At 50.6% G+C, this 21564-nt stretch carries 19 protein-coding genes; 10 read left to right on the forward strand and 9 right to left on the reverse strand.

Annotated elements, in window-relative coordinates:
- Window positions 1–44: 44 nt before the first annotated feature.
- Both ABXT40_RS01910 and ABXT40_RS01915 read right to left on the reverse strand, forming a co-directional pair.
- Window positions 45–764, reverse strand: coding sequence for a bacteriorhodopsin-like (locus tag ABXT40_RS01910; protein WP_443646946.1), 720 nt, complete (start codon window positions 762–764; stop codon window positions 45–47).
- Window positions 765–1200: 436 nt separating this feature from the next.
- Complete coding sequence (locus tag ABXT40_RS01915; protein ID WP_443646154.1) at window positions 1201–2061, reverse strand: urea carboxylase-associated family protein; 861 nt, start codon at window positions 2059–2061, stop codon at window positions 1201–1203.
- A 321-nt stretch (window positions 2062–2382) separates the two neighbouring features.
- Here ABXT40_RS01915 and ABXT40_RS01920 point away from each other — a divergent pair, with 321 nt between their 5' ends.
- Complete coding sequence (locus ABXT40_RS01920; protein WP_443646155.1) at window positions 2383–3144, forward strand: sulfite exporter TauE/SafE family protein; 762 nt, start codon at window positions 2383–2385, stop codon at window positions 3142–3144.
- Between the two features lie 29 nt (window positions 3145–3173).
- Here the strand turns inward: ABXT40_RS01920 and ABXT40_RS01925 are convergent, their stop codons facing one another.
- From ABXT40_RS01925 to ABXT40_RS01940, 4 genes are all read right to left on the reverse strand, one after another.
- Window positions 3174–4334, reverse strand: coding sequence for an acyl-CoA dehydrogenase family protein (locus tag ABXT40_RS01925; protein WP_443646156.1), 1161 nt, complete (start codon window positions 4332–4334; stop codon window positions 3174–3176).
- A 235-nt stretch (window positions 4335–4569) separates the two neighbouring features.
- On the reverse strand, window positions 4570–5364 hold the full coding sequence (locus tag ABXT40_RS01930) for an FAD binding domain-containing protein (RefSeq protein ID WP_443646157.1): 795 nt from the start codon (window positions 5362–5364) through the stop codon (window positions 4570–4572).
- An 11-nt stretch (window positions 5365–5375) separates the two neighbouring features.
- On the reverse strand, window positions 5376–7760 hold the full coding sequence (locus ABXT40_RS01935; RefSeq protein ID WP_443646158.1) for a xanthine dehydrogenase family protein molybdopterin-binding subunit: 2385 nt from the start codon (window positions 7758–7760) through the stop codon (window positions 5376–5378).
- A gap of 1 nt (window position 7761) precedes the next feature.
- Window positions 7762–8229 (reverse strand): (2Fe-2S)-binding protein, encoded by a 468-nt coding sequence (locus tag ABXT40_RS01940; RefSeq protein WP_443646159.1) that lies wholly within the window; start codon window positions 8227–8229, stop codon window positions 7762–7764.
- Between the two features lie 141 nt (window positions 8230–8370).
- On the opposite strand from ABXT40_RS01940, the gene ABXT40_RS01945 reads away from it, so the two are divergent.
- From ABXT40_RS01945 to ABXT40_RS01960, 4 genes are read left to right on the forward strand one after another with little or no spacing between them, the layout of a single operon-like run.
- Window positions 8371–9291, forward strand: a complete 921-nt coding sequence (locus tag ABXT40_RS01945; RefSeq protein ID WP_443646160.1) for an AAA family ATPase — start codon at window positions 8371–8373, stop codon at window positions 9289–9291.
- The gene (locus ABXT40_RS01950; protein WP_443646161.1) at window positions 9288–10595 is read left to right on the forward strand and encodes a vWA domain-containing protein; all 1308 of its coding nucleotides are present in this window, start codon (window positions 9288–9290) and stop codon (window positions 10593–10595) included. Before ABXT40_RS01945 ends, ABXT40_RS01950 begins: the two co-directional genes overlap by 4 nt.
- Window positions 10592–11584: an XdhC family protein gene (locus ABXT40_RS01955; protein WP_443646162.1), complete on the forward strand. Its 993-nt coding sequence runs from the start codon at window positions 10592–10594 to the stop codon at window positions 11582–11584. Before ABXT40_RS01950 ends, ABXT40_RS01955 begins: the two co-directional genes overlap by 4 nt.
- Window positions 11584–13236, forward strand: a complete 1653-nt coding sequence (locus ABXT40_RS01960; protein ID WP_443646163.1) for an NTP transferase domain-containing protein — start codon at window positions 11584–11586, stop codon at window positions 13234–13236. Before ABXT40_RS01955 ends, ABXT40_RS01960 begins: the two co-directional genes overlap by 1 nt.
- Here ABXT40_RS01960 and ABXT40_RS01965 read toward each other — a convergent pair.
- Window positions 13233–14621, reverse strand: coding sequence for an MATE family efflux transporter (locus tag ABXT40_RS01965; protein ID WP_443646164.1), 1389 nt, complete (start codon window positions 14619–14621; stop codon window positions 13233–13235). The two genes, ABXT40_RS01960 and ABXT40_RS01965, sit on opposite strands and share 4 nt — an antisense overlap.
- 119 nt (window positions 14622–14740) lie before the next feature.
- On the opposite strand from ABXT40_RS01965, the gene ABXT40_RS01970 reads away from it, so the two are divergent.
- On the forward strand, window positions 14741–14968 hold the full coding sequence (locus tag ABXT40_RS01970) for a hypothetical protein (protein WP_443646165.1): 228 nt from the start codon (window positions 14741–14743) through the stop codon (window positions 14966–14968).
- A gap of 41 nt (window positions 14969–15009) precedes the next feature.
- Here the strand turns inward: ABXT40_RS01970 and ABXT40_RS01975 are convergent, their stop codons facing one another.
- Window positions 15010–16170: a PQQ-dependent sugar dehydrogenase gene (locus tag ABXT40_RS01975; RefSeq protein WP_443646166.1), complete on the reverse strand. Its 1161-nt coding sequence runs from the start codon at window positions 16168–16170 to the stop codon at window positions 15010–15012.
- Between the two features lie 224 nt (window positions 16171–16394).
- Between ABXT40_RS01975 and ABXT40_RS01980 the strand changes: the two genes are divergently transcribed.
- A complete protein-coding gene (locus ABXT40_RS01980; protein WP_443646167.1) occupies window positions 16395–16733 on the forward strand; it encodes a TraR/DksA family transcriptional regulator in 339 nt (112 codons plus the stop codon).
- A gap of 18 nt (window positions 16734–16751) precedes the next feature.
- Here ABXT40_RS01980 and ABXT40_RS01985 read toward each other — a convergent pair whose 3' ends face one another.
- A complete protein-coding gene (locus ABXT40_RS01985) occupies window positions 16752–17468 on the reverse strand; it encodes a spermidine synthase (RefSeq protein WP_443646168.1) in 717 nt (238 codons plus the stop codon).
- Window positions 17469–17644: 176 nt separating this feature from the next.
- Between ABXT40_RS01985 and ABXT40_RS01990 the strand changes: the two genes are divergently transcribed.
- The 3 genes from ABXT40_RS01990 to ABXT40_RS02000 all read left to right on the forward strand — a co-directional run bounded on the left by ABXT40_RS01990 (window position 17645) and on the right by ABXT40_RS02000 (window position 21564).
- Window positions 17645–18124, forward strand: a complete 480-nt coding sequence (locus tag ABXT40_RS01990) for a DUF983 domain-containing protein (RefSeq protein WP_443646169.1) — start codon at window positions 17645–17647, stop codon at window positions 18122–18124.
- A gap of 258 nt (window positions 18125–18382) precedes the next feature.
- Window positions 18383–19003 carry a helix-turn-helix domain-containing protein gene (locus ABXT40_RS01995; RefSeq protein ID WP_443646170.1) on the forward strand — a complete coding sequence of 207 codons (621 nt, stop codon included), beginning with the start codon at window positions 18383–18385 and terminating at the stop codon, window positions 19001–19003.
- Window positions 19004–19068: 65 nt separating this feature from the next.
- Window positions 19069–21564, forward strand: coding sequence for a GcvT family protein (locus ABXT40_RS02000; protein WP_443646171.1), 2496 nt, complete (start codon window positions 19069–19071; stop codon window positions 21562–21564).

Genomic DNA, 21564 nt, shown 5'->3' on the forward strand with positions numbered 1-21564 from the left:
GGAAGAAAGAGGAGCAGCCAAATTGCTGGCTGCTCCCTCAATGTTTATTTTGATTCGGATTCAGTAACCGCGACGTTCCAGATAATCACACCAAAGGCGATCTTGTTCCAGACGTCGGCTATGTTGTAGATCACGTTCAGCGACTCATCGCTGACGGCACCGTTGAGGTAGCCCATGAAATAGCCGATTGGGTAAATTGCCCAACCAATAGACACAATCCAACGCATAGTTGAAAAAGCTGACTGCACCGCTGGAGATGCCTTTTCAGATGCAACACGGCTAGCTTCGCCTGCAAAGATTTCATACAGAATGTACGCCCAACCGACCATGCCGATAATAAAGCCTGCCCATGCACCGATGTAGCCGACCTCACCAGCGTAACCGCCGACAAGCATGACCAGTGTGCCAATCATCAGGCGCCAGAAAATGCCGCCTGACACAGCTGTGACTGCCCGAAGGATTAGGTAGAATTCAACCATGAGTAGCGGCACAGTAATCAGCCAATCGATGTAACGATAAACTGTCGGTGTTTCGCCGGTTGCAACCCAAACGTCACGCATATAAAAGTAATGCACTGCTGCTACGAGGGTAACAAGACCTGACACTGTCAGTGATGTCTTCCATTTCCCTTGCACGCGGGTTGTTTCGATGAAGAAAAAGGCCGTTGCTGCGACCAATGCCATCGAGATGAGCCAGAAAGAAATCCCCACGTAATCATCAGCCTTCAGTGTTAAAGCGTCAGCTGCATTTGCTGCGGCTGGCATTAACGTGAATGTTGCGGCTAAAAGGGATGCTTTCGCGCCTTTTGTTGTTATCAAACTCATAAGAGTGCCTCCGTTAACGTATTACTCCTGTTCAAAAAGCGTACAATTTAGCCGTGGCAAAATGTCGCTTCAGAGACTTAATTACGAATCTTTTTCGAGATTAAAGCAAGTTTAAAAACCATCTTCGAGCACAAAAGTGGTTTTTACATGGTCCAATCATAATTTTTATTGTTCTTTATCAGATATTTAAGTAAAATCAAATAAATTTTGCCCATTTGGCAAAAATTGGTTTTTTTAGGCTTGCTTTTGTTGATGCGCTTGAAGAATTGGCAGTATGGTTCAAGACGAACAATGCCGTGCAAGGTTCGGGGCATGTTTTAAAGCCAAATTTGGAGATGACTCATGTTTGAAATTCTGGCCAGAATTGAGCGCGAGTCTAATCTTGATGCGCGCCGCTGTAGGTTGATTTGGTCAGATAGGAAAATTTATCAAGGTCTGTAGAACCGGATTTAAAGGTTTCGACAAGAAGCGGAAAACAGGATGCGTGATCAGATGAATGTTTAGCCGAACAATCACCACCTGGACAGGCCGATAGGCCGCCAATCAAATCAGTCTCGGCAAAAAATTCAATATAATCACCCGGGCGAACTGGACTTGCCTTCATGAAATATTGATGCGTGTCTTTGGTAAAGCCGGTACACATAAATACATTCAACACATCATGGATCAATGGTTCGGCAGCATTATGGTCAAGCTGGCAATGCGCCGCCAAGCCGCGAATCAAATTTGAATGACAGCAATGATGATAGTCGATATCGCCAAGTAATTTGGCGGTATATGGATCGCATCTGGTGCCGATCACATCGTGAACTGACCCGCCATCATCATCCCAGCCATACCAATCAAGCGTATCGTGGCTAATTGTGGCAAGCGGGCGCAGATGCGGGAATTTTGACCACATGCGGTCGCCAGTCGAAAGATGTGTTCCGTGCAGGGCGCGGGTTTTTCCTGAATAGAAATGTTCGGTCAGATCATGTGCCGACCATAGGTTCAAATCGCCAACCTGTGCGCCTTCGATACTGGTAATCCGGAAAAAATGACCTTTTGGAACATCAAAACAGCGGGCATCGCGTGGTGGCACGATCACTTCGCCGGTTTTGACAAGGCGGGTACGGGCGGCGTTTAGAATCTCCATATCAGGATGCGGCAAGCCATCGGTTGGATAACAAATGACCGGCGCAATTTGCCGCCGTGCCTTAGCGTCTTTTGGCCCGTTGGGTGGGTTTTGAGGTTTCATTGATATTGCCTCCTGAATGGGTTACCGCCGCATAATGGCTGGTGATTATCAATTAGCCTTGCCAGTCATCCCAGGCACCATGGTAAAATAGCCGGTACAATGATCGCAAGCAATTGTCAGCTTGATTTGTTTTGATTAAGATTCCCCTGTCAAAACGGATTGGTGGAGCCGGCTTTGACCTTACCATGGTTTTAGATGCCGCAATTTTAAATACCAAAATTTTAACCCTGATGATTGCGCTTGCGATGATTTAGGCGTCTTGACTGTGGTGCCAAACCTCATGGTGATGATGTCACCTGCCTGCATTAAGGACTGATTATTGTGAACGAGCTTGTTTTCCTGTTACCGCCAGCGATGCCATTGCTTGATGCGGGGCTGCTTGTTGCGGCGAGCCTTGTGACATCGTTTATCTCGGCTGCTTTTGGCATTGGTGGCGGCTTTACGCTTATCGCTTTGCTGGCCTTGTTATTGCCGCCTGCGGCGTTGATTCCGGTTCATGGCATTGTTCAATTTGGCTCAAATGCCGGTCGTGCTGGCATCATGCTTAAGGACGTTGTGTGGCGACCAGCCCTGCCTTTTGTGATCGGAACGGTGATCGGTGCTGGTCTTGGCGCTATGGTGGTGGTTCAACTGCCGCCATGGGCGGTGCAGCTGGCATTGGGCAATTTCATCATTTGGGCAGTGTTTGCCAAACTGCCACCCATCCAGCAGCGCTATATCTTGCTTGGCGGTATTGTTTCCAGCTTTTTGACGATGTTTTTCGGCGCAACCGGCAATTTTATTGCGGCGATGGTGAAAAGCATGAATCTGGATCCGGTGCCGCATGTGGCAACCCATTCCCTGATGATGACGTTTCAGCATTTTGTAAAAGTGCTGATTTTTGGTCTGATCGGCTTTCAGTTTGGACCCTACATAATCTTGATCATTGGTATGTTGATTAGTGGTTTTATCGGCACGATCATTGGCAGCCGATTTCTCACCAAGGCTGGTGGGCGCTATTTCAAGCCGGTGCTAAACACCATCTTGTTTCTAGCTGCCGCGAGATTGATCTGGGCTGGGGTTGAGGGATTGCTGGCGCTGTAATTAATTGCCCGCCTGTAATAAGCCCGTCTTTAATAGGACCGTGGCAGCTTCAGCACATGTTCGGCGATGTAGCTTAGAATCAGATTAGTCGAAATTGGTGCCACCTGATAAAGCCGTGCTTCGCGGAATTTACGTTCAACATCATATTCTTCGGCAAAACCAAAGCCACCATAGGTTTGAACACACATTTCGGCAGCTGCCCATGATGCATCGGCGCAAAGCAATTTTGCCAAATTGGCCTCTTCGCCCGGATTTTCGTCAGCCTCATAAAGCCGGATTGATTCCTGAAGCATTAATTCGGCAGCGCGCATTTGGCTGTAGGCGCGTGCGATCGGAAATTGGATTCCCTGATTCTGGCCAATTGGCCGTCCGAATACACTTCGCTCGCCCGAATAGGTTGATGCCCGCTCGATAAACCATTTGGCATCACCAACACATTCAGCAGCAATCAAAATTCGTTCGGCATTCATTCCGGATAGAATATAGCGAAATCCTTTGCCTTCTTCGCCGACAAGGCTGGTTGCCGGAATCCGCATATCGTCAAAGAATAGCTGTGTTGATGAATGGTTCATCATTGTGCGAATTGGCGTGATGGTGAGTGATTTGCCACGAACTTCGCGCATATCGACCAGAAACACTGACAATCCGTCAGTTTTTTTGGCGCATTGGTCAAGCGGTGTTGTTCGCGCCAGTAACAGCATCAAATCGGAATATTCGGCGCGTGATGTCCAGACCTTTTGTCCATTGACCACATAATCATCGCCATCACGCCGCGCGGTTGTGCGAAGCGCGGTTGTGTCGGTGCCGCTGGTTGGCTCGGTTACGCCAAAGGCCTGAAGCCGCAAACTGCCATCAGCAATCGAAGGCAGATATTGCTGTTTTTGTGCGTCCGATCCGTGGCGTAAAACGGTTCCCATTGTATACATCTGCGCGTGGCAGGCAGCGGCATTGCCGCCCGAACGGTGAATTTCTTCCAAAATGGCCGCACCAGCCGAAATGGGCAGGCTAAGACCACCATATTCCTCAGGGATCAATGCCGATAGATACCCAGCGTCGGTCAATGCCTTCACAAATGCCGAAGGATAGGCGCGGTCAGCATCACAGGCCTGCCAATATTTGCCGTCAAAATCGGTACATAATTTGGCAACAGCATCGCGAATTTCGACATGATTATGCGGGTAATGAAACATGAAACCGACTCTCTTGAAAAAATATGTAAAGTGAATGTGCCACGGCGCGACATCAAGCGGAAATATGTTTCTAAGACTAATTAAAATTCCAGAATGATCAATTATGCAGTGTGAAAAAAATCCTTTTTAGGCTGGTGATGGTGGCAAAACCGGCGTGGCCAGGGATAACGGCAATGAAAGCGCATAAAAAAGGGCCAGCAAGCTGACCCTTTTTGATTTTATGTTGGATGCTTTATCAACCGCAGGCCGTTACTGCACGGCGGGTCATTTCGCCGATAAGATGCGCCCGATATTCGGCCGAAGCATGAATATCACTCATCAAGCCATCAGCCGACACCGTTCCATCGGCAATCGCATCAGCGCTGAAATTCGCATCAAGCGCGGCCTCAAGATTGCTGGCACGGAAAACGCCATCTTCACCAGCACCCGTTACGGCAACACGAACGCCATCGGCAAATTTTGCCACAAACACCCCAACCATCGCATAGCGCGAGGCCGGATTTGGGAATTTGACATAAGCGGCTTTTTCAGGCTTTGGCAGGCTAACTTCACGGATGATCTCGCCTTCTTCAAGCGTGGTTTCAAACATGCCGTCAAAATAATCCTCGGCAGTGATCGACCGGTTTTGGGTGTGAACCGTGCCACCAAGTGCTAGCAAAGCCGCAGGATAACAGGCTGCCGGATCATTATTGGCAAGCGAGCCGCCAATCGTGCCGCAATTGCGAACTTGCCGGTCACCAATATGACCAGCCAGATCAGCAATCGCCGGAATGGCCTTTTGCACAAGCGCAGATTCGGCAACGTCAACATGACGCGTCATCGCGCCAATGCGGATGGCACCGCCGTCATCATCAATGGCCGATAATCCACAAGCCGACAGATCAACCAGACAATCAGGATTGGCAAGTCGCTGTTTTAAGGTTGGGATTAACGTCATGCCACCAGCCAGAAATTTACCATCTTCAGCCGATGCCATGATCGTGGCAGCGTCATCAATGTCTTTGGCTTTAACATATTTTGTTGAATACATGAATCGTCTCCTTATTCGGCTGCTTTGGTTTGCGCAGCTTGAATTGCCTGCCAAACCTTTTGCGGTGTTGCTGGCATTGTTATGTCTGTGACTCCAAGAGGCGACAAAGCATCAACAACAGCATTGATAACAGCTGGCGGTGATGCAATGGCGCCGGCTTCGCCACATCCTTTGACGCCAAGGTCATTATGCGTGCAGGCGGTCACCAGATTTTCAACCTTCATAGTTGGAAAATGATCCGCGCGCGGCATGCAATAATCCATATAGGAAGCTGATAATAATTGCCCATTATCATTGTACGCTGCTTCTTCATATAATGCCTGGCCAACACCTTGGGCGATGCCGCCATGAACCTGGCCTTCAACAACCATCGGGTTGATCAGATTGCCAAAATCATCACAACATACCCAATCGACTAATTCCACCACGCCAGTTGCCGGATCAATTTCCACCTCGGCAATATGCGTTCCTGATGGGTAGGTGAAATTCAATGGGTCATAAAACGAAGTTTCTTCCAAGCCCGGTTCGAGACGGTCATGTGGAAAATTATGCGGGACATAGGCCGATAGCGCAATCTCGCCAAATGATTTTCCCCGATCTGTGCCAGTGACAGTAAATTTACCGTCTTTGAACTCGATATCGGCATCAGCGGCTTCAAGCATATGCGCAGCGATGATCTTGCCCTTGGCAATTACCTTGTCCAAGGCTTTTGATATGGCTGTTCCGCCAACGGCAAGTGACCGTGAGCCATATGTGCCCATGCCAAAAGCTGTTCGGTCCGAATCGCCATGGACAATTTCGACGGCCTCGATATCGACGCCAAGCTTGTCGCAAACAAGTTGCGCAAAGGTTGTGTCATGGCCCTGACCATGGCTATGGGTGCCTGTCAGCACTGAGATGGTGCCGGTTGGATCGACGCGGACAACTGCGCTTTCATATAGGCCAACCCGGCCACCAAGCGCGCCAACCACTGCAGATGGCGCAATGCCACACGCCTCGATATAGGTGCTAATGCCAATGCCACGGCATTTCCCATTCTTTGCAGATGCCGCACGCCGATCCTCAAAATTTTTATAATCGATCATCGCCATCGCCCGATCTAACAGTGGCTCATAGTCACCAACATCATATTGAAGCGCGACAGCCGTTTGATACGGAAATGCATCTTTCGGAATAAAGTTCAAACGCCGGAATTCTGCCGGATCCATGCCAACCTGTTTTGCGGCAACATCCATTGTCCGTTCCAGAAGATAGGTTGCTTCGGGTCTTCCCGCGCCGCGGTAGGCGTCAACATTCACTGTATTGGTGCAGATGCCTTTCACATTCGTGTAGATCGCCGGGATATCGTAAACACCCGAAAGCAGCGTTCCGTGAAGATAGGTTGGCGTCACCATGGCAAAGGCAGATAGATAGGCACCAAGATTTGCCAGCGTATCGACTCTAAGCCCGGTTATGCGGTTGTTTTTATCGAGGGCAAGCTTGACCTCGCTTATGTGGTCTCGTCCATGCGCATCGCCAAGAAATGCTTGGGTTCTGTCGGCGGTCCATTTAACCGCGCGTCCAAGCTTTTTTGAGGCCCAAACACAAACAGCTTCTTCAGGATATACATAAATCTTTGATCCGAATCCGCCGCCAACGTCTGGTGCCACAACGCGAAACTTTGACTTAGGGATGTTCAACATGAACGCGCCAATAACAAGGCGGGTCAATTGGGGATTCTGCGATGTGGTGAAAAGCGTATAGCGTCCATCGCCAGTGTCAAAATCGGCAACAGCGGCGCGTGGCTCCATCGCATTTGGAATCACCCGGTTATTTCGAATGTCGACATTGACAATCGTTGCGGCCTTGGCAAAGGCGTCTTCGGTGGCCGCTTCGTCACCAAGTTCCCAATCAAAATAGGTGTTATTTTCCATACCATCGTGGATTTGTGGGCTATTCATTGCTGATTTCAGATCGGTGATTGCCGGCATTTCTGAATAGGTCACATCGATAAGTTCAGCGGCAGACATTGCTTGCTCAAGGGTTTCGGCAAACACCGCTGCAACATGATCGCCAACATATCGTACCCGTCCATTTGCAAGGATTGGGTGCGGTGGCTCAGATGGGGCCGAACCGTCTTTGTTTGTTGGTGCCCATCCACAAATAGGACCGCCAAGACCATCGGCAGCCACATCTTCGCCGGTCAGAATTGCCGCGACTCCAGATGCTTTTTCAGCTTTCTGCTTGTCAATGGAAACAATATCCGCAAATGCGACAGGAGAGCGAAGGAAATAGACGTGAAGCTGGCCTGCCCGATTGATATCGTCTGTGTAATTTCCTTTTCCGATTAGAAATCTTTTGTCCTCTTTGCGGCGAACAGATGCGCCAATTCCCTGATTTACAGTTCCTTCTGGCATTTTACCCTCCCATTTTTCCAGCAGCGTCCTGCACTGATTTCACGATATTGTGATATCCGGTACAGCGGCAGATATTACCTTCAAGTCCTTCACGGATTTGACGTTCGGATAGGTTCTTATTTTTTTCGACAAGCTCGATTGCGCTCATCACCATTCCCGGAGTGCAAAAACCGCATTGCAGGCCATGATTTTCATGGAATGCCTGTTGCATTGGATGCAATTCATCACCATTGGCAATCCCTTCGATTGTTGTCACTTCAGCGCCCTCAAGCTGGGCCGCCAGAATGGTGCATGATTTCGTCGATTTGCCATTTACATGCACGACACAGGCTCCGCATTGGCTGGTATCACAGCCAATATGCGTTCCGGTCAGCCCCATGGTTTCGCGCAGGAATGAAACAAGCAATGTATTGTCTGAGACATCATGGCTTGTGCTGACCCCATTTACTTTCATTGTAATGGTTCGCATTTGTCTCTCCTTCGGCTGATAATTTAAAAACAATTATTTGGTGAAAGCTTTCACTATAAGGAAAAGCTTGTCTGGATTCGCTGAATTTGTAAACATGCAATTGGAATTCAGGGGTTGTTGAAAAAGGGGTTGATGAGACCAATGTTGGCATTTAATACCGTAGAGGCTGTTCAAAAAGAGCTTGGTTCTGCGGGCTATATCGCCAGTGACGGATTGGCAGTCAGCCTGTTTCTGGCCTTGGCAAAACAACGGGCACTTTTTCTTGAAGGCGAGGCCGGCGTTGGTAAAACCGAGATCGCCAAAATGCTTGCTCATGTGCTTGATCGTGATTTGATTCGGCTTCAATGTTATGAGGGGCTGGATATTAATCAGGCTGCCTATGAGTGGAATTATGCGCGCCAGCTTGTTGAAATTCAGGCGCAGCGGCAAGCTGCCAAAAATGAGGAACCGGCTTCGGATAACCTGTTTCGTGAGGATTTCCTGATCGAGCGCCCGTTGCTTCGTGCTTTGCGCGCCAATCCGCGCGGCGCATCGATTCTGCTGATTGATGAGATTGACCGTGCTGATGAGGCGTTTGAAGCCTATTTGCTCGAACTCTTGTCGGACTGGCAGATCAGCATTCCCGAGCTTGGCACAATCGCCGCTGCCACGCCGCCGATTGTAATCATAACCTCGAACCGGACGCGTGAAATCCACGATGCGTTGAAACGGCGTTGCTTTTATCATTGGGTTGATTATCCAAGCCGTGAAGTTGAACGTGAAATTCTTGCGCTCAAAGCACCCGAGGCTGGCGCTGTTTTGCAGGCACAGGTGGTTGATTTTGTGCAAACCCTTCGCGGCCAGCAATTATTCAAATCACCGGGGGTTGCCGAAACCATTGATTGGGCGCAGGCGTTGGTTGAATTGAACTGTGTTGCACTCGACCCGCAAATTGTTGATTCCACGATGGGTGTTTTGCTGAAATATCAAGATGACATTAGCCGTATTCAGGGAAGCGAAGCGGCGCGTATCCTATCGGAAGTTCAAGCGGCATTGGTTCAAGGCGAGCTGTCGCGCGCATGATCGAAACCGTTCCAACCCGCATTTCACATCCAACGCCGAAACTTGACCAGAATATCATGTTGTTTGTGCGCTTGCTTCGCGCCATCGGCTTAAAGCTTGGATCGGCAAGCATGCTTGAGGCGATTGATGCGGCAAAAACGGTCGGGGTGGCGGACAAGGATTTTCTGTATCATGCGCTGGTAAGCTGTTTGATAAAACGGCGTGAAGATAAGCCGCTATTTGATCAGGCGTTTTACCTGTTCTGGCAAAACCCGAAATTCCATGAACGAATTCGTGATTTGATACTGCCAAGGATCAAAGCGGCGGGTCATCAGCAAGAAGATGTTGAGCCAATGCTGCGCCGCCTGTCTGACGCATTGGCTGATCCGCCCGATGACCCGCCAACCACGGCTGAAGATGTGGAAATTGATTTTGACACTGAAGGCACAGTAGCCGATACCGACCGGTTGCAACATAAAGATTTTGAAATGATGTCGGCGGCGGAAATGCGTCATGCCGAACAGGCGATTGCCAATCTTCAGCCAAAATTGCCACGCCGATCAGCGCGGCGGTCAAAACTTTCATCACGCGGCCAGTTGATTGCGATGCGCGCCGCATTGCAACATGCCGAGCGTCAGGGCGGGATGGTCATTCCAAAATTTCGTTCGGTCATAACCAAGCCGCGCCCGCTTGTCATTCTGTGTGATATTTCCGGGTCAATGGAACATTATAGCCGGATCATGCTTCATTTCATTCATGCATTGACCCGCAATCACCCGCAGGTTTCAAGCTTTTTGTTTGGCACGCGCCTGACCAATATCAGCCGCGAGATGCGGCATCGTGATGTCGATGAGGCTGTTCAATCGGTTTCGCATCTTGTTGATGACTGGTCGGGTGGCACCCGTATCAGTGCCAGTCTTGAAACATTTAATCACAGATGGTCACGCCGCGTTATGGGGCAGGGTCCGATAACCCTATTGATTACTGACGGTCTTGACCGCAACCCGGATGATGCGCTTGGCATGCATATGGAACGGCTGCATAAATCAACAGCGGCATTATTATGGTTAAACCCGCTTTTACGATTTGATGGCTTTGCGCCAAAAAGCCATTCGGTGCGAACAATGATCCAGCATGTTGATCATTTCCTGCCAATCCATTCGTTGCAGGCCATGACGGATTTGACGGCCAGTCTTGCCATGATGCAAACGCGGCGCGATGCGAAATTGGCTGAATGGCAGGCCGCCGCGCGGCGCGCCAGCCTTGCCGCAGATTTGGTGTTGGCTCATGCGGGCTATGCACAAGAAAAGGAACATACCGTATGATTAGCGATCAGCCAATCAATCATCTGGATAGCAATATGATGCTTGCCGATGATGCGTTGTTAACAAAGGCCGCAGACTGGCACAGCGCGGGGCATCGTCTGGCGCTGGCCTTTGTGATTCACACATGGGGATCATCACCGCGACAGGTTGGCTCTTTGATGTTGGTTCGTGAAGATTCGCAAATTGCCGGTTCGGTATCGGGTGGCTGTGTCGAAGGTGCGGTTATTAATGCCGCCCTCGAAATTATCAAAACTGGCGGCAGCCAGCGGCTTGATTTTGGCGTTGCTGATGCAACCGCGTGGGAAGTTGGTTTGTCATGTGGTGGCAAGATTTCGGTGCTTGTGATGGCGGTATCTGAAACCGGCTTTGCGCCGGTTCTTCTTGCCGATGCTGCCAAATCGCTAGCGCACCGATTACCGGTTGGTTTTTGTCTTCCGGTTCATGGCGGGCCAGCGCGACAAGCGGCGTCATTGCCAGCGGCCAGTGCGCTGGTTGACGATGAATTCTGGTTTGTGCAGGCACCGCGGCCACAAATCATTATCATTGGCGCAGTTCATATCAGCCAGCATCTAGCATCAATGGCAACGCAAAGCGGGTTTGACGTAACCGTCATTGATCCACGGCGAACCTTTGCCACGGCGGACAGATTTTCGGGCATAAAGCTTGTCTTCGATTGGCCTGACCGCGTTCTTGGCGAGATGGCGCTTGATCAGGAAACCGCGCTTGTGGCTTTGACGCATGATCCCAAAATTGACGATGCGGCACTTCATCTTGTTCTTGGTAAACCGTTATTTCATATTGCCTGTCTTGGCAGCAGGCGAACCCATGCGGCGCGTCTGGAACGGCTTGCGGCGGCCGGATTTGACGCTGACGTGACCGCCAAGATCAAAGGCCCTGCTGGATTGGATATTGGCGCGAAAACGCCAGCCGAGATTGCCATTTCGGTTCTGGCCGAATTGGTGGCGGCCTTTCGCGGAAAGATAGCGTAATGAAGCTGGCAAATTTTGCGCTTGCAGATTGTCTTGGCCTTGTTTTGGCACATCGCCAAACAGGGCGTAGCGGCAATCTGAAAAAAGGCACAATCCTGACGGCAAAGATGGTGGCGCAATTAAAGAAAGATGGCGTCACATCATTGATTTGCGCCAAGCCTGACGATGGCGATATTCATGAAGATGAGGCGGCCGAGCGTTTGGCGCGGGCCTTATCGCCAGCGACGGTTGCGTTCACTCGTGCCGCAACAGGTCGGGTCAATATCCGCACCTTGCAACGCGGCATCATCCGCTATGATCGCGCCCTGATCCGCCAGTTAAATGAAATTGACGAGGCCATGACCTTTTCGCTGGTTCAGCATAACCAGCTTCTTGATGCGAGTCAGATGGCCGCGACGTTGAAGATCATTCCCTTTTTTGTCGCGGAATCATCAATTATTGCCGTTGAGAATTTGTTTGTTGATCGGGTGGCATTTTCATTTCATGCGCTTCGTAATTGTAATTTTGGGCTTATTCAAACGCGTCTTGCGGGGCAAAGGGATCGTTTGTTCAGCGCCACGCAAAAAGTGACCGAGGCGCGGCTTGCCCAGCTTGGAAGCCGGCTTGTCGATAGCCGTATTTGCGCTCATGATCGCGCGGTGGTTGCAGCCGAAATGCGCCTAGCCGTTGCTGCTGGTGCCGAAATTATTTTGGTTTGTGGCGGGTCGGCCATCATTGATCGTCAGGACGAATTGCCACAAGCGCTGGTTCTCGCTGGCGGTGAAATCGATCAATTCGGCCTTGCTGTCGATCCGGGAAATTTGCTGATGATTGGCAAGCTTGGCAGTGATCTTGGGCATCATCATGTGATTGGCATGCCGGGATGTGCGCGTTCACCAAAATTAAACGGGCTTGATTGGGTGCTGCAATTGGTGCTTGCCGATATACCGCTTAGCCGCGGTGAGCTTGCCGAAATGGCGGCCGGCGGGCTGCTGATGGAGATTGCGTCGCGCCCGATGCCGCGTGTGCTTGCGACAAGCCCGCATACCGAAGATAAAATGGCCGGTATTTTGCTGGCTGCGGGTCAATCGCGCCGCATGGGGACGGTCAATAAATTATTGGCGCCGGTTGCCGGAAAACCGCTGATCCGGCACGCCGCCGAGGCGTTGGTCGAAGCGGGTTTATCGCCGTTGGTCGTTGTCATTGGCCATGAGGCAGATAAGGTTGCTTCCGCTTTGGAGGGTTTGCCGGTTCATCTGGTGTTTAATCCTGATTATGCGCAGGGTCAGGCAAGTTCGGTCGGGGTCGGGGTTGCCGCGCTGGACGCTGATGTAACCGATCTGTTGATCGCGCTTGGTGATATGCCGCTTTTATCAGCGCCATTGCTGGATAGGCTGGTGCAAAGCCATCTTGACCGTGAAGATCATCACCGCTGTATTACCTTGCCGACCAGCGATGGTAAGCGCGGTAACCCCGTGCTTTGGGGAAAGGCGTTTTTCCCCGAACTTGCGGCCATGACGGGGGATTCTGGCGGGCGACAATTGCTTGATGATCATCAGGCTGTGCAAAATCTTGTACCATGTGATGATCCGGCTATTTTGCGCGATGTTGATACGGCTGATGCGCTTGCGTTGATGATGCATGAAATGGCCATGCCGGAAGGCCAAAGCTAGCAGGTTTTTTCAGCCTTGCTTTTACGGCTGAAAAGACCGCCAATCAGTGGTGTTGCCGCATGATGGGCAAGGATCAAGGATAAGATCAGGCCAGATAGAACACTGGTGGCAATACCATACCAAACGCCAATCACGCCAAACTCCCAGATGTGAACAAAGATATAGCTGAAAAACGCCACGCCAAAAGCTTGGCGATAAATGCCGATAAGCAATGTCCAGATTGGTTTTTTCAGCGCCTGTAACAGGGAATTGATAGCAAATAGCATCATATAGATCGGCAGAATAAATCCATCAACCCGAAGATAGCTGACACCAATTTCGATCACTGCCGGATCAGGGGTAAAGGTGCGCATTAAAAAAGGCGCGGCAAAATACAGGATTGGGCAGGCCACAAACATAAATAGCCAGCCAAATTTCCAGCAGGTGAATAATGCAATGCGAACACGCTCTTTCTCGCCAGCGCCGAAATTCTGCGCGGCAATCGGCAATAATGCGCCTGTCAGGCCGAAGACCGGCAATAGAAATAACTGTTCAACCCGAAGCGCAACGCCGTAAGCGGCAACCGCAGATGTGCCAAATGTTTTCAAATAGAATTGCACGATGAATCCGGCGGTAAACATCACGAGCATGGTAAATGTTGTCGGTAAAAGCTGTGCCAGAATTTGCCGGTAAACGGTCAAATCGGGAAGAATATCGACAAATTTTTTCTGATCGATTAGCGATGATCCGGCAAGCCGAAATCCGATAAAGACCATAACGCCGGTCTGGCTAATCACTGTGGCGGCGGCAATGCCGTCAAACCCCATCCCGTCCCATATTCCCGGAATGCCAAACATCATCAGCGGGTTCAGCCCGATATTCGCAAAAAAAGCACCGATCAGCGCATATTGCATCGAAACCGTATCGCCGCGCGCCTGCAAAAGGCCGTTTAACCCATATCCCATAACAAAGCCGGGAAGGCTGAAAAGCAGGATGGTGAAATAGGCAGTGCCAGCGTCGCGATAGGCGCCTTCGGTCGAGATAAACGCCAATAAATGCGGGCCAAGCACCAGCGCCATAATAATCAGTAAAGCCGACGCCAAAATTGCAAAGCCAATGCCCTGCATCGCAATTTTGCTGGCATCGGCGGTGTTTTTCGCGCCAATGGCATTGCCAACAAGCGCGGTCATTGCCGATCCAAGGCCAAAACCAATCGTGACAAAAACGAAAAAGGCCTGAAAGGAGATGGCGAGGCCAGCTTGTGCATCGGTGCTGATCAAGCCTGCAAAAAACACATCGACAACATTATAGAGTGTTGAAAATACCATGCCGATGGCAGCCGGTACGGCAAGCCGCAGAAAATGTCCAGCAAGCGAGCCTGTGGTGAGATCATGTGTTTTTGTCATTTCGATTGATTACGCCTCAATAGCGTTGGTTTCAATCGTCTTTTTGTTGCGGCAGGCGTGACTTTCGCGATAACGTGCCGGCACATGGCAATCTGATGATCAAAAAAGGCAGAAAATATATGTTTGGCACCGGAATTATGGATGGGCTGAGTTCGCTAACAATTATTTTGATGGCAGTGGCTGGTGCCGGTTATGCGCTTCATATATCCGGTGAAAGCCTTGCCAAGAAAGCGGCCAAAGCCAATAAGGACGCACGTCTCGCCAATCTATTGAAAATGATTGGCGGGCCTTTGATGCTGATTGCCATCGGGCTGTTTTTGCTGCGCTGGGTGATTAACCGGTTTTAATGTTTGGCCATGAAGTCGGCCTGTGATGTGGCAGATGCGGATTATTGGCCGGACTCGGCAATGCGGTAAAGCCCGCCTTCATCTTCATCGCTTAGCAAAAGAACACTGCCATCGGCGGCAATGGCAACATCGCGAACCCGCCCAATCGCGCCATCCAGCATGATTGCGTCTTGAGCTGGCAGCCCCTTTTCCAAAAGCACCAGATAAAGCCGCTTGAATTTTAGCGAGCCAACAAGTAGGTGCCCGTTCAAATAGGGGAACATGGTGCCGCGATAAAAAGCCATTCCCGACGGCGCAATCGATGGAGTCCAGATCCATACCGGATCGGTTAGGCCAGGCGCCGATGTGCCGCTGCCAATGCTGCCGCCACTATATTCTTCGCCATGGCTGACTTTGGGCCAGCCATAATTCTGTCCGGCCCGTATGATATTGATTTCATCACCGCCGCGTGGCCCATGTTCATGAGCCCAAATAGCGCCCGTTTCAGGATTGATGGCAAGGCCCTGCGGGTTGCGATGGCCTTTGGAAAATAGTTCCGGTGCCCACCCAGCCCGTTTTGGATTATCAGCAGGGACACTGCCATCGTGAAACAGTCGGATAATCGCCCCCGCATGACGTGATGGGTCTTGCGCATCATGGCGCGCACCGCGATCGCCGAGGCTGGCATATAGATAGGTCTGATCAAGAACAAGGCGGCAACCATAATGGATGGCGCGCGTTGTCGGATTATTGGCTTGGAAAATTGTTTGCCTGTTGGTCAGGTTGGTGCCATCAAATCCTGCGCGGTCAATGGCAGTGACGGTTTGGCTGCCAATTTTGAGGCTGTAACATAGATAGATAATGGCATCATTTTCGTCTTGGTTATCTTGGTTGGCGAAAACCGCAACATCAAGCAAACCGCCCTGTTGCGCAGCCGCAATTGCCGGCAAATTGCCAATGCTGTTTCGGGTGCCGGTAAACAGATCGACAAGATATAAATTGCCGCTGCGCTCGGTCACAAATAAATGCCGCTCATCCAGAAAATCCATGCCCCACGGATGTGATAATGGTGCGCCAATTTTCTGGATCAATGGGGCTGCGGCTGCGGGGAGTATTGGCCCGCCAAGAATAACCAAGCCAATCATGCAAAGGCGTATCATCTGGCCAGCGAAATCACGTTGCACCAAATGACGCTGCACCACTTGCCAAACATATTTAAACATAACAGATTTGATTATAAGGGAGCAGAACATGATGTGACCGGCCTTTGGCATTTGTGGTGAGAGATTGATAACAAGGACGCCGCCATTACTATGCTTCGGTTTGACCCTTTATGACAAGGGCCATGCCCGTCGCTAAGCCCGTTGCCAAACAAGGTCAGCAAGATCAGCAAGGAAAGGCAAGCCATCGGCGATAGTCAGGCGCGGCCATAAGTAATGAGCAGGTAATGACCGACGAAAATAATGACCTTGATCATCTGGCGACCATGATTCGCAGTGAAATGGATCAATTGAAATATCTAAGTGAAACGGCAAAAGATAGCCGTGCGCCGGTTGCATTGGATCAACAATCAGTTGGCCGGTTATCCCGCATGGATGCCATGCAGCAACAATCAATGGAACTTGCCACCGAAGAACGCCGCCAGCAACGCCTTGCCGCATTGGCTGCGGTGCTAAGACGGGTTGATTCGGGTGGTTATGGCTATTGCCTGGAATGTGATGACAAGATTGCTGCTGGCCGTTTGGCGGTTGATCCGGCGGTCACGCTTTGTATTGATTGTGCGTGACCGGATAAATCACACGATCTAGCGATGCGCAATATAGATGCTTTGTATGAAATCGCGATCTTGAAGCGGGTTGTAAAACGGCACTTCAACGGCATTTGCCACGCGAAACACCGATTGCAGCCTTGCGGCAAATGCCGCATCGGGCGGGTCGTTTGACCATAGCGCAAATATACCACCATCGACCAGATGCTGTTGCAATTTCGCCAAGCCGTCGGGCTGGTAAAACCCGGCATGCGCAGGCGCAAGATGAAAATCAGGCGCATGGTCTATATCAAGCAAAATGGCGTCAAACTTCCGCGCTGGTTCAACAGGGTCAAAACCGGTATCGCTAGCCGCCATCTGAAAAAAATCACCCTCAACAAACCGGCATTTCGGATCATCACCTAAGCGTTTGCCAAGCGGGATCAGGCCACTTTCATGCCAGCCAATCACCGGCGCCAGCTTTTCGACAATAACAAGGCTTTCAATGCGCGTGTCATTCAATGCGGCATCGGCGGTAAAGCCCATGCCAAGCCCGCCAACCACCACCGACAAAGGCTTGTCATCGGTTATGGCGCCAAGCCCGCATTCAGCAAGCGCAACCTCGGATGTGGTGAAAAGATCGGACATCAGATGCTCATCACCAAGCAGGATTTCCAACACATCAACATCAAGTCGCAATTCGCGGCGTCGGCGCAATGAAATGGGGCCAATGGCGGTTGGCTGGTAATCCAGCTCCTCAAAAAAACGGCTCATCTTTCGTCCCTTTCATCATTGGTGCATATGGGCATCATTGGTGCATATGGGCATTCGTGGCGCTTGAGGGGGCAGCATATAGCCCTATCACGATTTGTACGGCGTTCATTTCCATATGCGGGGCGTGCGCGTCTGTCGCATTTCATTTTTTAACGCTGCATGCTACATAACAAAGCATGAAACCAACAAAACTACCAGCATCTCGCCGCCTTGATCGCCACGGCGAAAATCGTCACGCCGACACAGCCGTTGCGGCGCGTCAATTTTCTTTTGCGCTTTTGTGGCGCGGGATCTTGAAACATTGCCCGCAATGTGGTGTTGGGCCGCTTTTAACGGGCTATTTAAAGCCACAGCCTTGCTGTTCGCATTGCGGTGAAGATTTTAGCCATATAAGCGCTGATGATGGGCCAGCTTGGTTAACGCTTTTGGTTGTTGGCCATGCGGTTGTGCCATTGATGATTATGCTTGGCCGCGATGCAACAATTTCGCCATGGCTTGCCATTGCCATTCTGGCGCTGGTAACGCTTGTAGGGGTTTATTTTGTTTTGCCCCGCGCCAAAGGGGCCTTTATCGCGCTTATCTGGATGACTGGCGCAACTGGACAGGACATGTTTGTCGCCGACCAGGATTCGGCCGACAAGCCATCTGACCGTTAAAAAACCGCGAGATGGCAGCCAGATCACCGCTATATTGTCGGGTTAAAATCAGCAAAATTTTAAAAACATAAAGACCGCGTGACAGCGCATGTAACCTGTTGCCCGATGGCCATCAAAAACCCGGCTAGCCCGCGCCGGCGGTTGGCCGTATTTGGTCTTTATTTGTGAAAAAATCATAAATAATTATGCGGTGATGAAAAAATCATTGAAAATTTCATTTTCTCTGTTCAAGGTATTTTGGACGAATAAGGGGACATGATGCTGATTGATCTAACAAATAGTGATAAGGCGGCGATGCGGCAAAAGACACCGCAAAAAGCGCCGTTACGTTCAAGTGGCAAGATTGGCAGTGATATTCGGGCATTGCGTCGGTCGCGCAACTGGACATTAAATGATCTTGCCGAACAGCTTGACCGTTCGGTTGGCTGGCTATCGCAGGTTGAACGCAATGTGTCTGAACCTGCGCTTGACGATATTCGTAAAATCGCCGGCCTGTTTTCGCTGCCGGTCAGCTTTTTCTTTACCGATGCCGCTGTAAGTGATGAGGCCGCCTATATTGTTCGGGCCGGCTCGCGGCGTATCATGAGTGATGCGCCAAAAGGACTGGCGGAAAGCCTGTTATCGCCTGATTTGGGCGGTGCTTTTGAAATTGTCCATTCGGTATTTGCGCCAGGGGCGGCGTGCCCCGAACCTTTTGTGCGCCCAACCGAAGAGGCAGGCTATGTGCTTGAAGGCAGTCTGGTGCTGTTTATTGATGGCGTTCGTTTCGAGCTTTATCCGGGGGATAGTTTCCATTTTGCCGGTGAAGAAATCACATGGATTAATGAGGGCAAGACCAATGCGGTCTTGATATGGGTTATTGCGCCGCCAGTTTATTAAAACTGCGGGCGAAATGAAAAAGAAGGCCACAAATTTTGGTTGAACCTTTGGAAAGAGACTTTGATATGACAAATCAAACAGCCGCTGCAAATGACACGGAATTACAGGCATCAGCCAAACTGCCCGCATCAGCGCGTGTGGTGGTGATTGGTGGGGGGGCTGTTGGTTGTTCGGTTTTATACCATCTTGCCGAAATGGGATGGACCGATTGTGTTTTGCTGGAAAAGAACGAGCTGACATCAGGATCAACATGGCATGCGGCTGGCAATTGCCCAAATTTTGTCGGCTCATGGACAATGATGAAAATGCAGTCCTATTCGACCGAGCTATATCGCAAGCTTGGTGATCTTGTTGATTATCCTATGAATTATCATGTGACCGGCGCCATCCGTTTGGCGCATAGCCGCCAGCGCATGGAAGAATTCAGGCATGTGCAGGCAATGGGTCGGCATATGGGTGTTGAATTTGAGGAAATGTCGAATAGCGACATGCAGGCAATCTATCCATTTTTGGAAACGCATGATCTTTATGGTGGTCAGTTTGATCCGTTGGATGGTGATATTGATCCGGCGCAATTGACCCAAGCCTTGGCCAAAGGTGCGCGCGATCTCGGGGCAAAGGTTATTCGCTTTTGTCCGGTGACGGCGGTTGAATGGAATGGTGATGAATGGAAAATAACCACGCCAAATGGCGAAATCAGGGCTGAATATGTGGTCAATGCAGCTGGCTATCGGGCTGGCGAGCTTGGCAAGATGTTTGGCCGTGACGTGCCTTGCGTGTCATTGGCGCATCAATATTTGATTACCGAGCCAATCGCCGAATTGACCGCGCGCGATGAAAAGCTTCCGTTGCTTCGTGATCCTGATAGCTCTTATTATTTGCGCCAGGAAAAAGATGGGTTGCTCCTTGGCCCTTATGAAAAAAACTGTCGGGCGCATTGGTTGTCGTCTGATGACCCGATGCCGGATGATTTTTCGTTCCAACTTTATAATGACGATTTGGAACGGCTGGAATGGTATATTGAAGATGCGTGCGCAAGGGTGCCAATTCTTGGCACGGCCGGTATTACGCGCGTGGTCAATGGCCCGATTCCCTATACGCCCGATGGGTTGCCGCTGCTTGGGCCGATGCCTGGTGTGCCAAATGCGTTTGAGGCTTGTGTCTTTACCTTTGGCATTGTTCAGGCGGGTGGCGCTGGCAAGCTGCTTGCTGAAATCATCATTGAAGGCGAAGCCGAGAGTGACAGTTGGGCTGTTGATCCGCGCCGTTTTACCGATCATGTTGATACCGCCTATACCGCGGCAAAAGCCGTCGAAACATACAGCCATGAATATGCGATGCATTTCCCGCAAATTCAGTGGCCAGCTGGTCGCAAATCAAAATGTTCGCCGCTTTATGACCGGCTGGTGGCTGCGGGTGCCGAATTTGGCAGCTATGGCGGATGGGAACGCGCTGATTGGTTCCCGGCCAATGAGTCTGACCGCCGTCCGGCTGATAGTTATGATCGTCAACATTGGTTTGATGCGGTTGGTGATGAATGTCGTCATGTTGCGTCACATGCTGGCATTCTCGAACTAACCGGATTTTCGAGATTTCATGTCACTGGCGATGGTGCCGATGCATGGCTGACCAAACAAATCACTGGCAATATGCCGCGTATTGGGCGCATCGGGCTGGCTTATTTCGCCTCGCCAAAAGGCAAAATTCTGACCGAGATGACGGTTACACGTCTTGCCGAAAATGACTTTTTGCTGATGACCGGTGCCGGGGCCTATTGGCATGATCGTGATTTATTGATGGCAAATCTGCCAGCCGACGGGTTGGTGACGATAAATGACGTTACGCGCAATTTGGCAACCTTGCTAGTGACCGGACCAAAAGCACCGGCCATTCTGGCCGATATGACGGGTCAGTCGATGATGCATGATGATTTTGCCTGGCTTAGTCACCGCAAGATTGATCTTGCTGGCTGTCAGGTAAATGTCATTCGCGTGTCTTTCGCAGGCGAAGCCGGATTTGAAATTCATTGCCAGATGGATGATGTTGTCGCCGTTTATGATGCGGTTATGGCGGCTGGTGCTTCGCATCAGTTGCGCCCCTTTGGGATGTTGGCACTGGATTCGATGCGATTGGAAAAAGGCTATCGTTCGTGGAAATCAGATTTGACGTCTGACTATACGATGTTTGAATCAGGTCTTGGCCGCTGGGTGAATTTTAACAAGGATGATTTCGTTGGCCGCGCCGCATTACAGGCCGAAAAGCAGACGGGCAGCCAGCGCGAATTTGTCACCCTTACCCTTGATGATCCCGATGATGGCGCTCCCTTTGGCGAGGCGGTTTATCTTAGCAATGTTTCAATTGATGGCGCCGATGCCGGACTGGTTGTATCGGCTGGCTATGGGCACCGCGTTGGGGCGTCAATTGCGATGGCTGTTGTTGATCGTGAAGCCCTCGCAAAGGCAAAGGATATTTCAGTCCATGTCTTAGGGCGGAAACGCCGTGCCACTGTGGTCGAAGGCCATGTTTTATATGATCCTGAAAATGCAAAGATGAAAGTATAG

It is taken from the genome of Candidatus Ponderosibacter sp. Uisw_141_02 (assembly GCF_048087665.1).
GTDB lineage: Bacteria > Pseudomonadota > Alphaproteobacteria > Puniceispirillales > Puniceispirillaceae > UBA3439.